Source organism: Vibrio splendidus (assembly GCF_001557875.1).
In the GTDB taxonomy this organism is placed as follows: domain Bacteria; phylum Pseudomonadota; class Gammaproteobacteria; order Enterobacterales; family Vibrionaceae; genus Vibrio; species Vibrio splendidus_F.
The window spans coordinates 40975-60294 of record NZ_LNRF01000013.1; the positions used below are offsets into that span (position 1 = coordinate 40975).

A 19320-nucleotide genomic window follows, 5' to 3' on the forward strand; every position below is an offset into this window, starting at 1 on the left:
AGGTATGACTTTACTGCCAGGCATAAGCATTAAACTACCGCCTGTCTATTTATTTAGTTTTTAATAACTAGTTAATGTATTACTGCCCTGATATTTTTCTTATTTCATCGGCAATAACATGAACATTCAAAAATACAACTTGGATATGATTATCTGGTAGTCGGATAAAACCGAGAGCACCTTGTCGTCGCAATAAGCTTTCATTAACTGTTTCAATATCTTTCACTTGTATACGTAATCGAGTAGCACAATTATCAATATGCCCTTCGACGATATTATCGACACCACCAAGACCTGAAATTATCTTATTTGCTTTGGCTGTCAGGTTACCTTTATCTCTGATCATATTAATCTCACAGTTAAAACGACATGATTTAAGAGCAATACTTCACATAGAAGCCAAGTATCGCTCTATAAGATATTTATTAAATTAAACTGGGGTTACTTCATCGAAACTTCATAAGAAGCATTGATCTGAGCTTCACAAGTCTGGATTTCAGATTGGAAACGTTCTAGCCACTGTTTGCCTTCAGCATCTGCATTGTTTGCCCAGTTATCAACAACCGGTTGAGTCGCATCTTTGAACGCCTGTTTTTCCGCAGCGGTTGGGTTATAGATCTCGCCATCCGCTTTCTTGAACTCTTCGTAAGACGTGTATTCATTATGTTTAGGGTAAGACATCAGATATTGCTGCTGTGCTTGAATACCATCAAGTACAACTTTCTTTAATTCAGGAGAAAGTGATTTAAACTTCATATCTGACATTAGCCATGCACCGCCCATGTAGGCGTGACCGTCCAATGTTAGGTAATCTAGGCTTTCATGGAATCGACTTTGAATAATATCAACAATACCGTTCTTAGTACCTTCTACAACACCCGTTGATAGTGCTGTGTATACTTCTGGCCATGCGATTGGTGTTGGTGAGCCGTCAAGCTGCTTAACCAAATCTTGCTGTACTTTTGCAGGAACCGTACGAATCTTCATGCCTTTTACATCTTCAGGGGTTTTGATTGGCTTCTTCGTTGTCGCAAAGTTACGCCAGCCACCAGAGTTCGCAACCATCATCAGGCGTACGTTTGGAGCCTTTTTAAGAACGTTACCGCGAACGTCTGAGATGAACTTATCATTACCGTAAACACACTCAGCCACGCGGTCATTCGGTAGTAGGTATGGAAGGTCAAATGACTCAGCCGGTTTCCAGTAATAAGCAATCTCAGAAACTGTCGTCGGGAAGTAGTCAAACATGCCAGCTTGTACGCCCGCGATACACTCTTTACCTGAACCACATAATTGACCTGACCCATAAATTTTTACTTTAATTTCACCATTTGAACGTGTCTCTAGGTGATTTTTAAGTACCAATAATGATTGGTGGTTATAGCTTTCAGGAGAAGTAAGGTGAACCACATTAAATTCAGTTGCTGAATATGCTGCACCTGATGTTAATAATGCAGCGGCAGTTGCTAAGTTGATTATTGTTTTCTTCATAATATGTACCAGTGTAGGGTTTATTTACAGCATCAGTAAGCGCTGCATTTATATTGTTATTGGTTAGTAGTTTTATTAAAAATGTTTGTTCTATTCTTGGATATCACATAATCCCAAATAATTGAGGGAGACCTATTACTAATTGAGGGAAGCATGAGATAACAAAAATAAGAGCCATCTCTACAACTAGGAATGGAATTATCTTCTTAGAAATTTCAGAAACTGAAACTTTTGAAACGCCAGATGCGACAAACAAAACCAAGCCCATTGGTGGTGTCGCTAAACCGATTGACAGGTTTGCACACATCACAACGCCAAAGTGAACTGGGTCGATACCCGCGCTGATCATAATTGGCGCAAATATCGGAGCGAAAATTAGAATTGCAGGGCCCGCATCTAAGAACATACCGATAGCGAACAATAGAACGTTAATAATTGCGAAGAGTAAGTACGGATTGTCCGTAATACCGTTCATAAAATCTGCAACCATGTTCGATACACCAGACAAGCTGATGAGTGAAGCAAAGCCACTCGCGGCCGCAACAATAATTAAGATAGACGCTGCGTTTACCGCGACTTTAGCAAACAGTGCGTATGTTGCTTTTACATTGGTTACTCGAATGATAAACAGAGACACGCAGATAGCATAAGCCACTGCAACTGCTGCCGCTTCTGTTGGAGTGAATATGCCTCCATAAATACCGCCTAAAATAATAACCGGTGTCATCAATGGAAGAATCGCGAGTTTGAACGCTTGATGACGCTCCATTGCCGGTGCACGCTCCATTGGCTGTACCGCCGGGTACTTCCGAATCTGGTAGCGATTCATCAGCATCAAACCAATACAGAAAATGATGCCTGGAGTCACACCCGCTAGGAACATCGCAGCAACCGATGTGTTCATCACAAACGCGTAGATAAGCATAATGCCAGAAGGCGGGATGATATTGCCTAATACAGTTGCTGCCGCAGTCAGTGCTGCTGAATAGCCGGTGTCGTAGTTATATTTTTTCATTTCTGGAATTAGCATTCCGCCAATCGCAGACGTTGCCGCTACCGCAGAACCAGTTAGCGCACCGAAAATAGTTGCAGCAAGGATCACCACATGCCCTAAGCCACCACGAAGGTGCTGGACCATGGTTTGAGCGAAAGCAATGATACGTGGTGTTATGCCACCGGCCGTCATGCATTCGCCAGCTAACATAAAAAATGGTAGTGCTAAAAGTAAAAAGCTGTCTAGCCCCGAATACAAACGCTGATAGAGCATGTTAGCAAACAGCATTTGATCATTTTGAAACAGTGTGATGATTGGTGACAGTCCTAGAGTGAACAGAACAGGGACACCTACAATCAATAACGCGAGAAAATATACTAAGAAAATTGGGGAAACCATGTCCTACTCCTTATGACGCAGATTTCAATTCAAACTGTTCTTCTTGATCAGCTGAATCATCTTCAGTTCGACAAGATTCCAGCATCTCTGCGGTTTTACTTGTCTGAGATACATCTTCAAAGTCACCCAGAATGGCGCGCACGCAAGCAACACTTTTTTGTAGCGCGTACAACATAGTCACAACCATCATGACCGGCGGTGCGATATACACGAAGTACATTTGGATAGGCAAACTGTCTGCCATTACCGAACCTGTGTTGAAAAACGTCCAACCGAATTTAATCCAAACGGAGAACACAAGAATCGCTGCGATATGCCCTAAAAGAGACAACAGAGCGAAGAAACGAGGGGACTTCTTCTCGACAATTTCAGTCACAAAAGTCATCGCAATATTTTTATCGGTTAGGTACACGAATGGCAGGCACAGATAAGTCATATAGATCATCAGGAATCGAGAAGATTCATCCGTCCAACTTAATGGAACATTGAATACATAACGGAACAGCACTTGCGCTACTACAATCACAGTCATCAAAAGCAATAAGATACCGGCCGTATGACGGAGCAACTTAGCTAGAGGAGTTGTTATCGTATTCAATGCTTTTTCAATGGCTCTTAACATAGAATCACCATAATAATTATTATTGGTCTAGTTATAAAACGACACACGGTTTATTGAGTGTGTATTGATAACTCAGTTAATTATTTAGAACCGTGATATTTTTCACACAGATAAATAATGTGTCGTTTTTGTAGGGTTTATGTCACATAAGTGACAATCTATGCCTTGCCGTTTGAACCAAACAGACGAATTTTGTGTTGTACAACTTCTTTCATTGAAGAGATACCAGTGTTCATAACGTCAGCAAGAATGTAGTCTTTTTCATTGTCTTTCCAATGTGCTTGAACACCGTGGATAAAGCCTTGGCGTAATTCAGTATCGACATTTATTTTTGCTACACCACGCTTAACCGCTTCCATTACTTGGTCATCAGGTACTCCTGAACCACCGTGTAATACGATTGGTTTTTTCACGGCTTCTTTAATTTCTGACAAACGATCAAACTTAAGCTCTGGTGTTGTTTTATATACACCGTGAGCAGTACCAATAGAGACAGCTAAGTAATCAACACCTGTACGCTCAGAGAAATCTAATGCTTCTTCGACCGTAGTGATCATCGCATCTTTTTCGTCAACTGTGATGTCATCTTCTGTTCCACCAATCTTACCGATCTCGCCTTCAGCCCCAAGGCCCAACGCATTAGCAACATCAACAACCGCTTTAGTGATACGGATATTTTCTTCGAATGGAAGCGCTGAACCGTCAAACATTAACGATTGGAAGTCACGTGTCGCCGCTTCCATACACTGGTCGAATTTGCGGCTGTGGTCTAAGTGAATACAGATTGGAACAGAAATTTGATGGTGTTGGATCAGAGAATCTACTGCATCACGTAATGGTTTCATGCCCATTTCGTTAATTGCTTTTTGACCAATCTGAACCATGATTGGTGACTGCTCTTCTTGAGCTGCCAGCAATACCGCTTTAATCGTTTCTAAGTTATGAGCTGTAAATGCACCGATAGCGTAGCCATTGTTCCACGCTTCTTTGATCATTGTTTTTCCAGACACGTAAGGCATTAGGTTGTTCCTTTTTTATTCATTTGTTTGTTCGTTGTTGTAGTTAAATTATCAGCCACCAGCTTTCATTTCTGTTAGTTATGTATCACTTTTCAACACAAACGGACAAAAATAAACAAAATGAGTCCTAAGCCACATATTAAATGATCAAGTAAAATGAAAATGAGTGAAAAGTCTTTGAGCAAAAAAAAGGTGACAGCCAAAAGCCATCACCTTCTAAAAGTTCTCTAGTAAGCCTAAACGCTAGACCTCTCTCTAGTTGACACCATGGTCAAGTAAGCCAGCAGCGAGAGCCGGTGCTAAGCCAGGTGTTAATGGAAGCCTAGGGATCACTAAGCAGTGCATTAAATGATAAATATCTTGCTTACCATCCCACACCTTGCTGGTCCCAGCTTGATTGTTTGTGTCCAGTTCTTGCCACCATGAGCATCCCTCGTAATCAATCAGGTATGTACGGCAGTAATCCCACCAAGTTTGGTAAAACTCTTCGTATTTTTTGTCACCCGTCACTGTATACAGCGCATAAGCTGTACCGATTGCTTCTACTGGTGCCCATCGAATACGCTCACGAACCACTGGCTTTCCGTCCCAATCAACGGAATAAACAAAACCTGGTGCACCATCGACAGACCATGCATCACGTACAGTTGCATCGAATAAGCCTATCGCATCCTCAAGCAGCCAGTCCGGGGTGTTCGCACCAATCTCTAATAAAGTAGCACGAAGGTGGCAGATTAAACGCCCCCACTCGATCCAGTGACCCGGCGTACCACCGTAAGCTCGGAAATGGCTCGCAGGGGTTTCTTTGTTATAATCTGGCAGCGGGTTCCACTCCGAATCAAAGTGTTCGTTTACGCGGTAGTGAAGGCCTTTTGCCGTCTTATTGATCATAAATTCAGTAATATTAAGCGCGCGTTCTAACCACTTTTTATCTTTCGTTACATCGTAAACAATCAGAAATGCTTCAACCGAGTGCATTGCTGCATTGCCACCACGGTAGTCTTCAGTCTCAGAGAATGTTTCGTCCCATGACTCAAAACACATCTGCTTTTCTTCACACCAGAAATGATTTTCATACACGTTTATCGCTTCATCTAATAGTGCTTGAGCACGAGGGTGGCCCGTTGTCGCTGCACTCGCAGCAGCTAACAGTACGAATGCGTGTTGATACCCTTGCTTAGACGCATCAACTATACCTTCACCTTCATTATCTATAGTCGCGTACCAACCACCGTGTTTATTGTCTTTGAGTGGACCTTCTAAGGCAGAAATACCATGCTCAACAAGGTCATAGGCTCCTGGCTTGCCCATTAAAGCAGCTAGCGAATAACAGTGCAGCATGCGCGCGGTAATCCAAAGACGGGTTCCCATTTCATCGCGGATGTTACCGTTATTGCCTACCCAACCAAACCCGTTAGGTACGACAGATTTTCTTCCAAATTCAAAAATACGATCGGTTTCAGTTTCCAACCAAGAGTTATGGGATTTAGTATTGATCCATTTCATATGAATTTTCCTCATTATTATTTTTTATTGCTGCCGAAATTATCAGTCAGCGGATTTGAATTCTGCTTGCTAAGTCCACTTGTTACACTATCAATCAAAAGTGGACATTTTTAATCACCAATACACAGCCAATGACTAGTAATAAGCCATGCACGATATGGTGGTAGTTGATCTTGTACTTCTGTAGAAAATGGTAACCGACCATTCCGCTAGTCATTCCGGCTAAAAATGCAGGCATTGCCGATCCCACTAAGCTACCAACCTCTGATGTAATAAGCCCCTCAGTCCAAAAACTGGCTATCGCACCGATCATCTGCAGCATAAAAAAGAACACCAATGTCGATTTGGCCTGATCTGCCGTCCAAGGCTGCATCGATGTATAAGCGATAACCGGGGGACCCGCTTCACCAACACTTGCTCCAAGTACCCCAGAAGCAAAGCCAGTTCCCATAGTGACAGGCACTGAAGTTTTGGAGAACGCAGGTTTAGTGCTACGCATCGAGTGAACGCTCGATAAAATCAGCACGATACCCATGGTTATCAAAATATATTGAGATGGCAGGCTAGCCAATAACTTAGCACCCACAAATGATGCAGGTAACGAACCAGCTACAAGAATCAGCCCTGCTTTATACTGAATCGAGTGACGCATTTTCCACACAATTGGGAACGTCACTAACCAACCAAAAATCCCCGCAATCGGCACCGCCATCTTTGCATCGACAACAAGCGAGAGTAATGGAACAGAAACAAGAGCTAGGCCAAATCCGGTCAAGCCTTGTGTAAAGGCCCCTAATGCAATGATCAGGGAAACCAATATGACAGTCATATCCATAATAGTGTCCTAATGAAGAGCGAGAGTTCGCCCTAACATGGTTATTGAAAGAAGGTCTTAATTCACAGAGAAGCGATGGAGTGTTTTCTCTTCAAACACATCACCAGGGTCTAGTCGCACACTTGGAAAGTGTGGCTGATTTGGGCTGTCTGGAAAGTGTTGCGTTTCTAAGCACACTCCTTCAAATGATTGATATTGATGACCATTTCGACCTAACCAAGTATTGTTAGATAACTTCGAAGCGTTGTAGAACTGAACTGCAGGTTGCGTAGTTAACACTGTCATTACTCGGCCGCTTTTTGGGTCGTAAAGCTCCGCAGCATAATGGTACTCACCTTCATTATTAGACTGGTCGAGAATAAAGTTATGGTCATAAGCTCCATCGAGCACTTTCTTTTTGTTGTCACCGATGACCGTCGAAGACGTAAAATCTAAACCCGTACCTTTGACACTCAACACTTCCCCTGTCGGGATCATATCTTCAGTCACCGGTGTATAAAATTGAGAGAATAACGTGAGACAATGGTTATCGACTGAGCCCGAATCGTGACCACCAAGATTGTAGTAACCATGATTAACTAGGTTAACCACCGTAGGCTTGTCAGTGGTTGCTTTGAAGTTATAGTGAATCTGATTCAATTCATCTAAACCAATGGTATGCGTGACATCCATCGTGCCACCATAACCAGCTTCACCATCAGGTGAGGTTCGGCTTAGATGGATATAAACCGCCTCGGGTTTCTGCTCGATCGCATAGTTCCATACATATTTGTCAAACCCTCGGATGCCACCATGCAGGTGTGTAAGCGACTGCTCATTGGTATCAAGTTGGAAGACTTCACCATCAAGATCATAACGCCCACCTTTAATGCGATTGGCAAAACGTCCTGCTACCGCACCAAAGAAAGGATGACCAGCAAGGTATTTATCTAAGGTCTCATAACCCAATACCACGTCAGCATTATTGCCTCCTCGATCCGGTGTTTCTATCGAAGTAACAATGCAGCCAAAATTGGTCAGCTGTATTTTCATACCTTGACTATTTTCCAGGGTGAATAGCTTAACGGGCATCGCTTGACCATTTACTTGCCCCCAGTTTTCGACATCTAGTTTCACGTTATTGTCTCTATTCTAATTATTATTTTACTTTTGGTTCTAAGCCTGACGTGACACGAAGTTGTTCAAAGACTGATGTCCAGTCTTGACGACCACGCCCAGCAGCTCGAGTAATGCTGTAAAGCTCACGAGATGCAGCACCACAAGGCATTGGCACATTCACCTGGTTGGCTAAGTCCAAAGCGATACCCAGATCTTTATGCGCTAAATCCACCATGAATGCCGGAGACAAATCACCGGCAAGTACTTTTCCTGGCCAAGTTGTCGTAAAGTGCCCTTTGCCCGCTGGCGTACCACTCATCACTTGCAATGCAGTTTCGAATTCAAGGCCAATCGCTTCAGACAAAGTGGCGGCTTCTGCCGACAACGCATTAAGTGCAATACTCATGTAGTTATTAATGATTTTTACACGAATACCTTTACCCGCACCGCCGCAATCCACGGTTTCAGAGCCCATGCAATCAAACAAAGGCTGTGCGCTCTCTATTTGTGCTTTACTACCGCCAGCAAGTATCAATAGCTCCCCTTTAACCGCATGATCTGAAGTGCGGCCTACAGGTGCTTCCATCATCTGCAGACCTCGTTGGTCCATGTCAGAAACCAGTTGGTCCGTTTGGAATGGATGAATAGTAGACATATCAATCAACAAAGTTTCAGGCGTCATTACTTGTGCAATACCCTGCTCGCCAAAAAGTACATTACGAACTAAGTCGCCATTCGGTAGCATCGTGATAATAAAATCGACATCTTTTGCAGCGTCTAGTGCTGATTCCGCAGCTGTTGCTCCCAACTCAACCAGCCCTTTTACTGCATCTGCATTCAAGTCAAAAACCTTCACCTCATGGTCACCTTTTAAAATGTTTGAAGCCATTGGGCTTCCCATTTGACCAAGACCAATAAAACCAACACGACTCATAACTCTTTCCTTATATAAATACCAACACACTTTGAGTGGGTTAACTATAAACAAATGACCAATTTGAACTGTTGACCATGTCACACTTTGTCTATTTTTGTTGTTTATTGTAAGTTTGTGAGCGTTATCGAAGTATTAGGTGGCACAAGAAATATAATTTACTCTGTACTTATATTTAGATAGCTGTATTGGCTAAAAGGAAGAAAGATGAAAATTGCTTGCCTAGGTATTACTGTTCTTGATCGTGTTCAACTTATAAAAAAACTGCCAACAGCAGGGGGAAAGTATGTATCAAAGGACTACTTTGAAATTGGTGGAGGCCCAGCAGCAACAGCGGCTGTCGCCGTTTCTAAGTTAGGGCATGAAGTAGAGTTTATAGGTCGTGTTGGGAGTGATAGTGTAGCCAATACAATGATCGAAGAACTCAGCAGTTACGGCGTTAAAACAAATCATATTGTTCATATAAACAATGCATCTTCATCTTTCTCTAGTGTTCTTGTTGATGATGAAGGTGAACGTATGATCATCAATCACCAAGACCCAATGCTAAGCCGTGATATTAGTGTGTTGCAGGATGTTGATTTTAGTCAATTTGATGCAGTACTGTGTGACGTACGTTGGCCAGAAGGAGCTAAGTACCTATTAGAAAAGGCAAAAGAGCATGGGATACCGTCGGTTCTAGACGCTGATTTATCACCAGATCCAATCGATGAATTGGTCAAATTAGCCGATCATGTCGCATTTTCAGAGGAAGGGCTGTCTACTTTTGTAAAAAATTCAGAGGTTGAAGCAGGATTACGCTTAGCAAAACAAGAAACTTCTGGCAAAGTATACGTCACTGTAGGAAAACACGGCTGTTATTGGTTAGAAAACAACGAGCTTCAGCATGAAGCAGCCCCAGTGATTGATGCTGTAGACACAACGGGAGCGGGTGACACTTTCCACGGAGCTTTGGTAGTGGCTGTCGCTGAAGAGATGGATACTCGTGCTGCGGTCAAATTCTCAAATATTGTCGCTGCAATCAAATGTACTAAATTGGGTGGTCGAGAAGGAATACCAACTCGCTCAGCAGTGAATAAACACATAAATGAATAATAAGAAGGTTTAGTATGACTAATCCTAGACAAGATAAATTACTAAAGTTAGTTATCGATGAAGGCTACTACACCGTTGAAGATTTAGCGGAAAGCCTAAATGTCTCTACCCAAACTATTCGCCGAGACATCAAAAAGCTCAGTGATGATAAGCTGTTGATTCGTCATCACGGCGGTGCAAGTTCACCAGCAAGTAAAACAAACTTGGACTACGAGCTACGCCGAAGCGCTGAAACTGACGAGAAAAACGCAATTGCGAAATGTATTGCTGAGTTAGTCCCAGATAATTCGACTATCTTCATCACTATTGGTACAACAGCTGAAACTATCGCTAATCATCTATTAAAGAAGAATAACTTACAGGTCATTACGAATAGCTTACGTGTTGCGAATATCCTACACTCAAATCCATCATTTGATGTGTTGATACCAAGCGGTAAAGTAAAGGCGTCAAATGGGGGGATTGTCGGCACAGAGGCTATCGATTTTATCTCGAAGTTCCGTTTTGACTATCTACTAACCAGTGCAGGGTCACTCGATACCGACGGTACTCTGCTCGAGTATGATCTCAATGAAACAGAGTTAGTACAAACTGTCATGAAGTCTGCTCGACACATGTACGTTGGACTTGACTCAACCAAATTCGTACCCAAAGGATCAATAGCACTTTGCCATATTCGCGAAGCAACAACGCTATTTACCGACAAAGCATTACCGAACACGCTAGCTAAAAACCTTCAACACGACAACATTCTCATTGAAGTGTGTCAGCCTGAATAGCTTGGTCGTCCTATACTTCAAAAAGCTCCCAAATAAAGGGAGCTTTTTAGTATCAACAGTATGTACGAACTGACATTAAGCTATTCATGGAGGCACTTATCTAGCATCGGTGTTAATACCTCAGCCCAAGCTTGATAAGCCTTGGCATTCAAATGCAAATCATCACACGAGTATTCATTAGAAAGAAGTCCATGCGGCGACAATACTGAATTCACATCTAGGAACGCGATACCTTGCTGATCGCAGTACTCGCTTATTTTGCTATTGAGCAGTCCCACTAACGGGTTTAACCCTTGCAGTTTAGAGCCAACATAAAGCGTTGATTGCACCAAGATTCGAATATCGTTTTCTTGCCACACTTCAAGCATATCAATGTAGTTCTGGTAGATATGTTCAACATCATACCCCTGAGCCAAATCGTTTATCCCAGCCATAAAGCACACCAGCTTTGGCTTCACATTCAACGTGGTATCAATGCGGCGCAACATCCCCGTTGTGGTATCGCCTGCTAGGCCACGATTGACCATTGAGACATCACGGAAAATATCTGCCCACGGAGCCCACTCGGTGATCGAGTCACCAAACATCACTAAATCTGCGTTTGGAGAAAAATGACGATGGTTGTCAGATGTCATGATGTAACGACTCATGCTGTGGCCTCGTTGTTGAATCTCAGACTGAAGAGCGACTGCCTTGAGGATGTCACTGTCCGGTGTGGTGCTATCAAATTGAGCCAACAACCCTTCGATATGAGGCTTAAAAGGACTGAGACGTGTACTCAGTTGGTGGTGTTCTTTAAGGGAAGATAATCTCTCTAACAATACGTACAGGGAGCGGTTTTGACCAACTGCTTGGAATAACTGATATAGATCGAGGACAGGGTGTTGCTGCAGCGCGGCAAGTAATTGCTTGTCTTCCATGGTGTTATCTAACCCTTCAATTATCTGGTGATGAACTCAAGATAATATCCGATTGCGTACGGGATAGATAACACTAGAAGCAGAGAATTACTTTTCTTTGATTAGCAGGTGATTACGATTATCACGGCTCTTTTTAATTAACTCGTTGCTTTCATCCATTTCATCGGATTTCGCAAGGCGATCATAAAGCAACACGTTAACCGTCGCAGCCAAGTTCATGCAACCAACTGTTGGTACGTACACGACGTGATCCGCTCTATCGGCGACATCTTGAGAAATAGAACCATCTTCAGGGCCGAAGATATAGATAGCATTTTCAGGGTGTTTAAAGTGCGGCAGTGGTGTTGCACCTTCAGCCAGCTCCACACATACAATCTTAGTTTCTTCGTCAAGGTTATCTAAAAACGACTCGACACCTGTAAGCGGGATAGTGCGTGCTGCACTCTTGGTATCAGTGTGGAATTTAGCGGCTTTTTCGTAGCGTTGCCCTGTGTATTTAACTTCGTTGACTTGATAACAACCAGCTGCGCGCATAACAGCACCAACATTTGTCGGGCTCTTTGGGTTAGTTAAACCAATAGTCACATGGCTTTTGTTCATGAATCTTTCTCACTTAACGAATAGACATAGCTGGGTGCTACAAAGCGTCGCATTCTACCAAAGCAACGTCGAATTCAAAAGCGTCGAAACAAATGGTTCCATTGTGCTTTTAAGCCCCTAGTTGCAAGGCTTCGCGCTGAAAAAACCTAACCGTCATCATATTTATAAAACAAAAACGTTTTATAGTAACAATTAAACAACAAGGCCATTTACATTTTGAAACCACATTAATAATGTATTGAAAATTGCATGAGACAATCACACAGGAAGCGTGACATGACCCTAACCATCAAAAACCGCCTTTATATTCTCTCTTTCATTCCTTTGTTGCTGATGGCAATTGGGATGATGAGCGTGACTTATATGAAGAGCACTGAGCTAACCGCACAACAAGTAGAATCGACGCGCAGCAATATGATGGCGATGAAAGAAAAGGAACTCAAAGCATACCTACAAATGGCTTACTCTTCGATCAGCCCATTTTTGGATAGAGGCGCGTCATTAGAAGAAGCTTTGCCAACATTAAGAACGCTTGAATATGGAGAGTCTGGTTATATTTTTGGTTATGACTCGAAAGGTGTTCGAGTCGTTGTCGGGCAAAGTAACGATGGTATTGGTAAAAACTACTATGACCTCCAAGACAAGCAAGGTAATTACCTAATCCGAGACCTGATCAAGAACTCAAAATTGGGTGAATTTACGACTTACTATTTCCCGAAACCGGGCCAATCTGTCGCGTTACCAAAACTCAGCTACTCAGTATTTGTTCCGCAGTGGGACTTAATGCTTGGTACTGGCTTCTACACCGATGACATCGACGCTGTTATTGCAGAAATGAAAGAGAGCTCAAATGCAGCACTACAAAGTTCCCTGACTGCTATCGCGATTTTCTGCGGATTGATTGCCCTTATTGTCGCAGCGTTTGCTGTTGCTGTGAACCGTACCATCATGCAGCCACTTGAGCAGTTTGACCGTTCGATTAGTGCATTCGCGAGTGGCGAAGCTGACTTAACCGCTCGCATGGAACACTTCAAAGCCCCTGAGTTCACTAGGCTCAGCGATAACTTCAACGCCTTCGTTGCTAGCCTACAAACCATCATCCGCAGCGTGAGCGATGTAGGTCAGCAAGTCGTCGCAGAAACCAGCAGCATGTCTTCTCGCGCTGCTCAGGTCGATGAGATCGCCACAGGCCAACGTGAAGAAACAGAACAGGTTGCAACGGCAATGACCGAGATGACCACAACAGCACAAGAGATCTCAAGCAATGCAAGCCAGGCGGCAGACTCTGCGAAGCAAGCAGAAAACAACGCGAAAGAAGCTCAACAAATTGTTAATGCCGCGGCTAATTCTGTTGCTGGTCTCGCTAGCGAAGTATCAGAAGCAAACACTGTGGTATCAAAACTAGAAGGTGATGTACAAAACATCTCGTCTTCACTGACGGTCATTCAAGACATTGCAGAACAAACGAATTTGCTAGCCCTGAATGCCGCGATTGAAGCTGCACGTGCAGGTGAGCAAGGGCGTGGATTTGCGGTAGTAGCCGATGAGGTTCGTAAGCTTGCTAGCCGAACTCAAGAAAGCACGGGTGACATCCACAAAATGATTCAGCAACTAAAAGCCGCCTCAGACGCAGCCGTAAAAGCAATGGACTCGAGCCAGAATAGAAGTGCTCAAACCGTAGAAGAAGCGAATGCCGCAGCCACAGCACTGGCGAAGATCCAAGAATCGATTGATACGATCATGGACATGAACTCACTGATTGCGACGGCGACAGAGCAACAAAATATTGTTGGCCAAGAAATATCTCAGCGCATTGTGGTGATTTCGGATCAAAGCTCACAATCGGCTTCATTAGCTAATCAAAACCGTGCAGGTAGCCAAAACCTCAACAGTCGTGCCAATGAGCTCTACCACTTGGTGGATCGCTTCACAGTCTAATGTCGAGCAGGTGAACACTCCTCAACGTTCAAAGCTACCCTCTCTAAAGTAATCGGGCTTCAGAATCTCTATTCTGAAGTCCGTTTTTTTTATCGGTGGAAGCTTTAAGTCATAAACTAATCCAACTGCTCAGAAAGGAAGTCCACCAGCAAGCGCACCTTAGAAGATAAGTTACGGTTCTGTGGATAAAGTGCCCAGATACCCTCTTTGTCATCACGATAATCAGATAACACTTCAACCAACTCACCAGACTCAAGGTCTTCACTCACATAATATTCTGGTAATTGCACTAAACCGATGCTTTGCTTGGCTGCATCTAGCAAAGCCAAACCACTATTGCACTTGATACGTCCATTAACTCGCACTGCTCGTGGGCGTTTGTTTTCTTTAAAACGCCAATGCTCAAAGCCACCCACTAGACATTGGTGGTTACTCAACTCCGAGAGTGTATGAGGCTCACCATAGCGTTCGATGTACTCAGGGCTAGCACACACATAAAGTTGTCGTTGAGATAGCTTTTTGGCTACGAGGCTAGAATCTTCTAATCGACCGAGACGAATTGCTACATCAACACCTGAGTCGATAAGATCAAGCTTTTGGTTTGTTAACATAAGTTCTAGTTCAACTTGCGGATACAGTTTTAAAAACTTATGCAGAATCGGAGCCAGTTGACGTTCACCATAAGTCACTGGTGCCGTGACTTTCAAAAGCCCTTTTGGGGTGGATTGCATTTGAGTAACAGCAAGCTCAGCAATTTCTAATCCTTCAACCAATAATTTACATTGTTGGTAATAAAGTTGTCCGGCTTCAGTTAGAGAGACTTTACGTGTAGTTCGATTCAATAGTTTGACCGCTAGGCGCTCTTCTAAGTTAGCCACTCTTCGGCTGATTTGAGCAACTGACGTAGCAAGCTTCTGCGCCGCTCCCGTAAAGCTTTCACGCTCCGCCACGGCAACAAACTCACTTACCCCTTCCCAATTGGCCATACTTTTACCCTATGTTTAACGATGGTTACCCATACAGTGTATTGAAGATATATATCAGTGTCACCTTGCTTGATATGCGCTACACATAAATATTCGCCAGCCACAGCTGATTAAAATAACGCCAACCGATACCTGACATTTCTCAAAACTCCTTACCGAACACTAACAAAATCGTATTTTCCTCTGACACTCATCCAACCACTTAATTGGTAAGTTGGTTCTGTACCGGAACACAGGTACTTCAATAAAGTAAGGTACTCCTATGAAAAAATTAATCATACTTGCGTCAACTCTTGTCCTCAGCACTACAGCGTTTGCAGCAACTAAAACAACGATTCAAGAAACAACGCTAAAATCTGATACATTTGTTACTGAAGCGGAAGCATACGATGCAGGCACGAACCTTATGGATGAGTTAAGCGCAAAAACACCTTTTGAGCTTTCAAGAAAACTGCCACAGTTCCAACAAACAACCAAATACGATTCGTTCAAGATTGATGATGCGAATATGGAAGTGAAGAAAATCACTAACATGAGCGGCGACACCCACTACCAAGCGAACGTAAAAGTTGACTACCGTTACACATATAAAGACGGCCGTAGCAGCTAATACCGAACGATTAATTAGGTCTCAAAACCGACCTAGTATCTAAAAGAAAGCCCGTACTCATTGAGCACGGGCTTTTTTGTCGTTCAGCGCTGATTAATGGAATTCAAACGAACAACCAGTATCAGCTCATATTCCTCTGTCTAGCTTTGAAAACTAAACTTCAAACTGAGAAACAAGGCTATCAAGCACTTCACACTGTTCTGCCAACGCCATACATGCGTTCTCAGCACTGCTCGCCATCTCTACCATTTGCACGGTGCTTTCTGCGATACGTTGGACGTTTTGATTCACTTCTTCCGACACTTGAGATTGCTGGGAAGCCGCTGTGGCAATCTGCGTGTTCATCTCATTCATCTTGCCAATTGAGTTACGAATCTCACTCAAGGAAGACGCCGCCGTTCCGGCTTGAACAATGGTTTTCTCGCCACTCACTTTGCTTTCAGTCATCACGCCAACCGCGTGTTTCGCGCCCACTTCTAAGCGTTCAATCATTGATTGGATTTCACCGGTGCTGTCTTGAGTTTTGCTCGCAAGCGCACGAACTTCATCAGCCACAACCGCAAAACCACGACCTTGTTCACCCGCACGTGCCGCTTCAATCGCCGCATTCAATGCCAGTAAATTGGTTTGCTCTGCAATGCCTTTGATAACCCCCAAAATAGAAGCGATGTTCTTCACATCGGTATCCAACTCTTGAACCACACCACCCGCATTTTCAATATCTTGCGCTAAACGCTCAATTGAAGTGACGGTTAAACCTAATGTAGTATCCGCAGATTCCACTTCATGGTTTGCTACATTGCTTGCTGTGGCCGCATCTAATGCGTTACCGCTGACCACTTCACTGGTCGCTTGCATTTCATGTACTGCCGCAGCCACTACTTCACTTTCTTGTTGTTGATTAGCAGAGAAAAGAGCAACACTTTGAGTCAATGATTTGATGTTTTCCATCTCTGAACGTACCGCATTTGACGCTAAGATAACTTGCTCAACTGTCACGTGAATCTTACCGACAAATTGATTAAACGCAGAGCTCAAACGTGCAATTTCGTCATTGCCCTCAACATGCATACGCTGTGATAAATCGCCGTCGCCAGAAGCAATCTCGCTCATCGCTTTTTCGACATTTTGAATTGGACGAACAATAAAACGATTCGACAACCACATCGCAAACAACGCCGCTAAGATAGCAACCGCCATACCCACCTCTATGATCAACTTACTTGATTCAATAGAGTCATCGGCTTGTTGACGAAGCTCTTTCTGCTTCAGTTCGATCAGAGTTCGGATATCACGAAGTTGCTTACGAATAGTTGCAAACTCAGCATCTAATGCAGCTGAGTAATCAATATTGTATTGGTCTGCGTTTGCTGGATCAGCGAACATTGGCTCGTGCAGTGCCACCCACTTGCTCATCGCATTAACAAGCTTTGATAACTCACCACGTGAAGATGGATCCAACACGCCCGCTTGATATAAGGTTTCAACACTTTGAAAACGAGGAACCGCTTTGTAAGCGTTGTCTTTAAATTCAAACTTTTGGTACTCGATCGCCGCTTGGTCTTTAGCAAGCAACAGACCTTGTGCCGAAGCGATAATCTGGTAGATATCTCGGTAGCCATCTTCTAGGTTATCTAGCACTGGCTGAACCACATTATTGAGCTCGTTATTAATCGCAGCTTGAGCATTTGATCTGATAACGTTGAGCACAGTAACGGTAGAAAAAACAATCACAATCACCAACAGCGGGATCGCGATTTTACTCTTAATCGAAAGATTATTGATATTCATTGGGATTAATAACCACACTTCAAATAGGGATGCGCGCGCAATATACAGCACACATATGCAATCTCACTAAGGATTTGTGAGCCCTATCTCATAGCAAACGATGTCGTTAATTTTCGTGGTGATTATTCAACCAGAGGTTAACTCTCAAACGTTAGGGTATGCTCTGATTTAGACTTATTTTCCGCTGAGTATGCGCAAATACTGGAGAAGTGTGAGAAATAACACCATAATGTAGGGCTCTAAAATAAGTAGGTAAGAACATGAAAATTTGTGGTGTTGAAATCAAAGGTAACGATGCAGTCATCTGTCTTCTTTCTCTATCAGATGGTGTATTTAACATTCCTGATTGCCGAGTTTCTAAAGTTTCAATTAGCGACGCAAACGACACACAGAATATGAAAGACTTTCAATTCTCTTTTGCAAAGTTAATGGAAGATTACCAAGTAGATAAAGTTGTAATTCGTCAGCGCCAAACTAAAGGCAAATTTGCTGGCGGTGGCTTTGGTTTCAAACTAGAAGCTGCAATTCAACTGATCGACGGCCTAGACGTAACCGTTGTATCACCAGCTGACATCAAAGAGAGCCTTAAACGTAACCCTCTAATGATGAAGTTCAAAGAAACTGGCCTTAAACAATACCAAGAAGCGCCGTTTACTACGGCATACGCTTGCTTGATGAAGCGCTAATCAAAAGTCGCTAGCCAATATTTGATACAGAAAGAGCCTGAATATTCAGGCTCTTTTTTGTTTCTAGTCATCAGCTTTGAGTAGAATTAGTTTGGTATACAAACTACCGCTCTAACGCTATTCGCCCACGAGCCTTAACCCATTCCGGCTTCCTCACCACCAAATACACAGCTGTTGCTGACAACGCAAAACCCATTGCCCCGTAGAAGTCGAACGATTCCCCAAAGATGAGCCAAGCTTGGATTGCTGTCGTTGGCGGAACCAGATAAAACACCGATGCCACACTTGAAGAAGCGCCGTGCTCTACCATGTACAGCAATAATAGGATGGCAACACAAGACAGAACTACCACCAGCCAGATTAGAGTCAACGTGAATTCTACAGTCCAGTTCACTTGCATCGTTTCGTAGCGCATTGCGAACGGTAGAAACAGAGCAGCAGAAGCCAAATATTGGACCATCGCACCGCCGACCATATCTGTCCCCTGACAGAAGCGCTTCTGATACAGAGTGCCGCAGGTAATACCCACCAAAGAAACCAAACACAATAATGTTGCCAAGCCTTTTTGATCGTCTGACTGCCATTCAATATTGCCCATCAACACCAAACTGATACCCGCAAAACCAAGCGCTAAGCCCAGCCATTGTGCGAAATTAAAACGCTGCGAAGTACAGCTAATCATAATTAATGCGGTGAGAATCGGTTGTAAGCCAACAAGTAAAGAACTTAACCCGGCAGGCATACCCATATCAATTGCTAGATAAGTACCACCAAGGTAGAAACCATGAATCAAGATGCCGACCACACAAGCGTGGAAGAATGCTCGACCACGTGGGATACGACGCTTAAGGATTGCAATCAAAACCAAGAACAGCGCCACGTTGGCTACCATCCTCAGTGAAAGTAATGTTGCGGGTTCGGCGTATTCCACACCAAGACGTGCGCCAACAAAGCCTGACGACCACAATATTACAAACACAAACGGAATCATTTTAATCAGCATTACAAACCTCTGGT

At 43.4% G+C, this 19320-nt stretch carries 19 protein-coding genes; 5 read left to right on the forward strand and 14 right to left on the reverse strand.

Annotated features, from left to right (window positions below; all coding sequences use genetic code 11):
- Positions 1 to 79 precede the first annotated feature (79 nt).
- The 9 genes from ATB74_RS21180 to yihU form a co-directional block, all read right to left on the reverse strand.
- On the reverse strand, positions 80 to 346 hold the full coding sequence (locus tag ATB74_RS21180; protein ID WP_060981082.1) for a PTS transporter subunit EIIB: 267 nt from the start codon (positions 344 to 346) through the stop codon (positions 80 to 82).
- A 95-nt stretch (positions 347 to 441) separates the two neighbouring features.
- On the reverse strand, positions 442 to 1491 hold the full coding sequence (gene dctP / locus ATB74_RS21185; RefSeq protein WP_060981081.1) for a TRAP transporter substrate-binding protein DctP: 1050 nt from the start codon (positions 1489 to 1491) through the stop codon (positions 442 to 444).
- Positions 1492 to 1594: 103 nt separating this feature from the next.
- The gene (locus ATB74_RS21190; RefSeq protein ID WP_060981080.1) at positions 1595 to 2884 is read right to left on the reverse strand and encodes a TRAP transporter large permease; all 1290 of its coding nucleotides are present in this window, start codon (positions 2882 to 2884) and stop codon (positions 1595 to 1597) included.
- 10 nt (positions 2885 to 2894) lie between these two features.
- Positions 2895 to 3506 (reverse strand): TRAP transporter small permease, encoded by a 612-nt coding sequence (locus ATB74_RS21195; RefSeq protein ID WP_061019649.1) that lies wholly within the window; start codon positions 3504 to 3506, stop codon positions 2895 to 2897.
- 158 nt (positions 3507 to 3664) lie between these two features.
- On the reverse strand, positions 3665 to 4525 hold the full coding sequence (locus tag ATB74_RS21200) for a class II fructose-bisphosphate aldolase (protein WP_061019650.1): 861 nt from the start codon (positions 4523 to 4525) through the stop codon (positions 3665 to 3667).
- A 255-nt stretch (positions 4526 to 4780) separates the two neighbouring features.
- A complete protein-coding gene (locus ATB74_RS21205) occupies positions 4781 to 6031 on the reverse strand; it encodes an AGE family epimerase/isomerase (protein WP_061019651.1) in 1251 nt (416 codons plus the stop codon).
- Between the two features lie 94 nt (positions 6032 to 6125).
- On the reverse strand, positions 6126 to 6866 hold the full coding sequence (locus tag ATB74_RS21210; RefSeq protein ID WP_061019652.1) for a sulfite exporter TauE/SafE family protein: 741 nt from the start codon (positions 6864 to 6866) through the stop codon (positions 6126 to 6128).
- Positions 6867 to 6923: 57 nt separating this feature from the next.
- Complete coding sequence (locus ATB74_RS21215) at positions 6924 to 7982, reverse strand: aldose epimerase family protein (RefSeq protein ID WP_061019653.1); 1059 nt, start codon at positions 7980 to 7982, stop codon at positions 6924 to 6926.
- A gap of 22 nt (positions 7983 to 8004) precedes the next feature.
- Entirely contained in the window at positions 8005 to 8898 is an 894-nt protein-coding gene (gene yihU, locus ATB74_RS21220) for a sulfolactaldehyde 3-reductase (RefSeq protein WP_061019654.1), read from the reverse strand.
- 207 nt (positions 8899 to 9105) lie between these two features.
- On the opposite strand from yihU, the gene ATB74_RS21225 reads away from it, so the two are divergent.
- Both ATB74_RS21225 and ATB74_RS21230 read left to right on the forward strand, forming a co-directional pair.
- On the forward strand, positions 9106 to 9993 hold the full coding sequence (locus tag ATB74_RS21225; RefSeq protein ID WP_061019655.1) for a sugar kinase: 888 nt from the start codon (positions 9106 to 9108) through the stop codon (positions 9991 to 9993).
- A gap of 14 nt (positions 9994 to 10007) precedes the next feature.
- A complete protein-coding gene (locus tag ATB74_RS21230; protein WP_060981072.1) occupies positions 10008 to 10772 on the forward strand; it encodes a DeoR/GlpR family DNA-binding transcription regulator in 765 nt (254 codons plus the stop codon).
- A gap of 80 nt (positions 10773 to 10852) precedes the next feature.
- On the opposite strand, the gene ATB74_RS21235 is transcribed toward ATB74_RS21230, so the two are convergent.
- Both ATB74_RS21235 and ATB74_RS21240 read right to left on the reverse strand, forming a co-directional pair.
- On the reverse strand, positions 10853 to 11692 hold the full coding sequence (locus ATB74_RS21235; RefSeq protein WP_060981071.1) for an SGNH/GDSL hydrolase family protein: 840 nt from the start codon (positions 11690 to 11692) through the stop codon (positions 10853 to 10855).
- 87 nt (positions 11693 to 11779) lie between these two features.
- Complete coding sequence (locus tag ATB74_RS21240; protein ID WP_060981070.1) at positions 11780 to 12292, reverse strand: RNA methyltransferase; 513 nt, start codon at positions 12290 to 12292, stop codon at positions 11780 to 11782.
- Between the two features lie 276 nt (positions 12293 to 12568).
- On the opposite strand from ATB74_RS21240, the gene ATB74_RS21245 reads away from it, so the two are divergent.
- Positions 12569 to 14230 carry a methyl-accepting chemotaxis protein gene (locus tag ATB74_RS21245; protein WP_061019656.1) on the forward strand — a complete coding sequence of 554 codons (1662 nt, stop codon included), beginning with the start codon at positions 12569 to 12571 and terminating at the stop codon, positions 14228 to 14230.
- Positions 14231 to 14346: 116 nt separating this feature from the next.
- Here ATB74_RS21245 and ATB74_RS21250 read toward each other — a convergent pair whose 3' ends face one another.
- Positions 14347 to 15216: a LysR family transcriptional regulator gene (locus ATB74_RS21250; protein ID WP_060981068.1), complete on the reverse strand. Its 870-nt coding sequence runs from the start codon at positions 15214 to 15216 to the stop codon at positions 14347 to 14349.
- 262 nt (positions 15217 to 15478) lie between these two features.
- On the opposite strand from ATB74_RS21250, the gene ATB74_RS21255 reads away from it, so the two are divergent.
- Positions 15479 to 15826 carry a DUF3316 domain-containing protein gene (locus tag ATB74_RS21255; RefSeq protein ID WP_061019657.1) on the forward strand — a complete coding sequence of 116 codons (348 nt, stop codon included), beginning with the start codon at positions 15479 to 15481 and terminating at the stop codon, positions 15824 to 15826.
- Positions 15827 to 15979: 153 nt separating this feature from the next.
- On the opposite strand, the gene ATB74_RS21260 is transcribed toward ATB74_RS21255, so the two are convergent.
- Complete coding sequence (locus ATB74_RS21260) at positions 15980 to 17617, reverse strand: methyl-accepting chemotaxis protein (protein WP_061019705.1); 1638 nt, start codon at positions 17615 to 17617, stop codon at positions 15980 to 15982.
- Between the two features lie 260 nt (positions 17618 to 17877).
- Here ATB74_RS21260 and ATB74_RS21265 point away from each other — a divergent pair, with 260 nt between their 5' ends.
- On the forward strand, positions 17878 to 18303 hold the full coding sequence (locus ATB74_RS21265) for a DUF3010 family protein (protein ID WP_017069797.1): 426 nt from the start codon (positions 17878 to 17880) through the stop codon (positions 18301 to 18303).
- Positions 18304 to 18406: 103 nt separating this feature from the next.
- Here ATB74_RS21265 and ATB74_RS21270 read toward each other — a convergent pair whose 3' ends face one another.
- Positions 18407 to 19306 (reverse strand): DMT family transporter, encoded by a 900-nt coding sequence (locus ATB74_RS21270; protein WP_061019658.1) that lies wholly within the window; start codon positions 19304 to 19306, stop codon positions 18407 to 18409.
- Between the last annotated feature and the right edge of the window lie 14 nt (positions 19307 to 19320).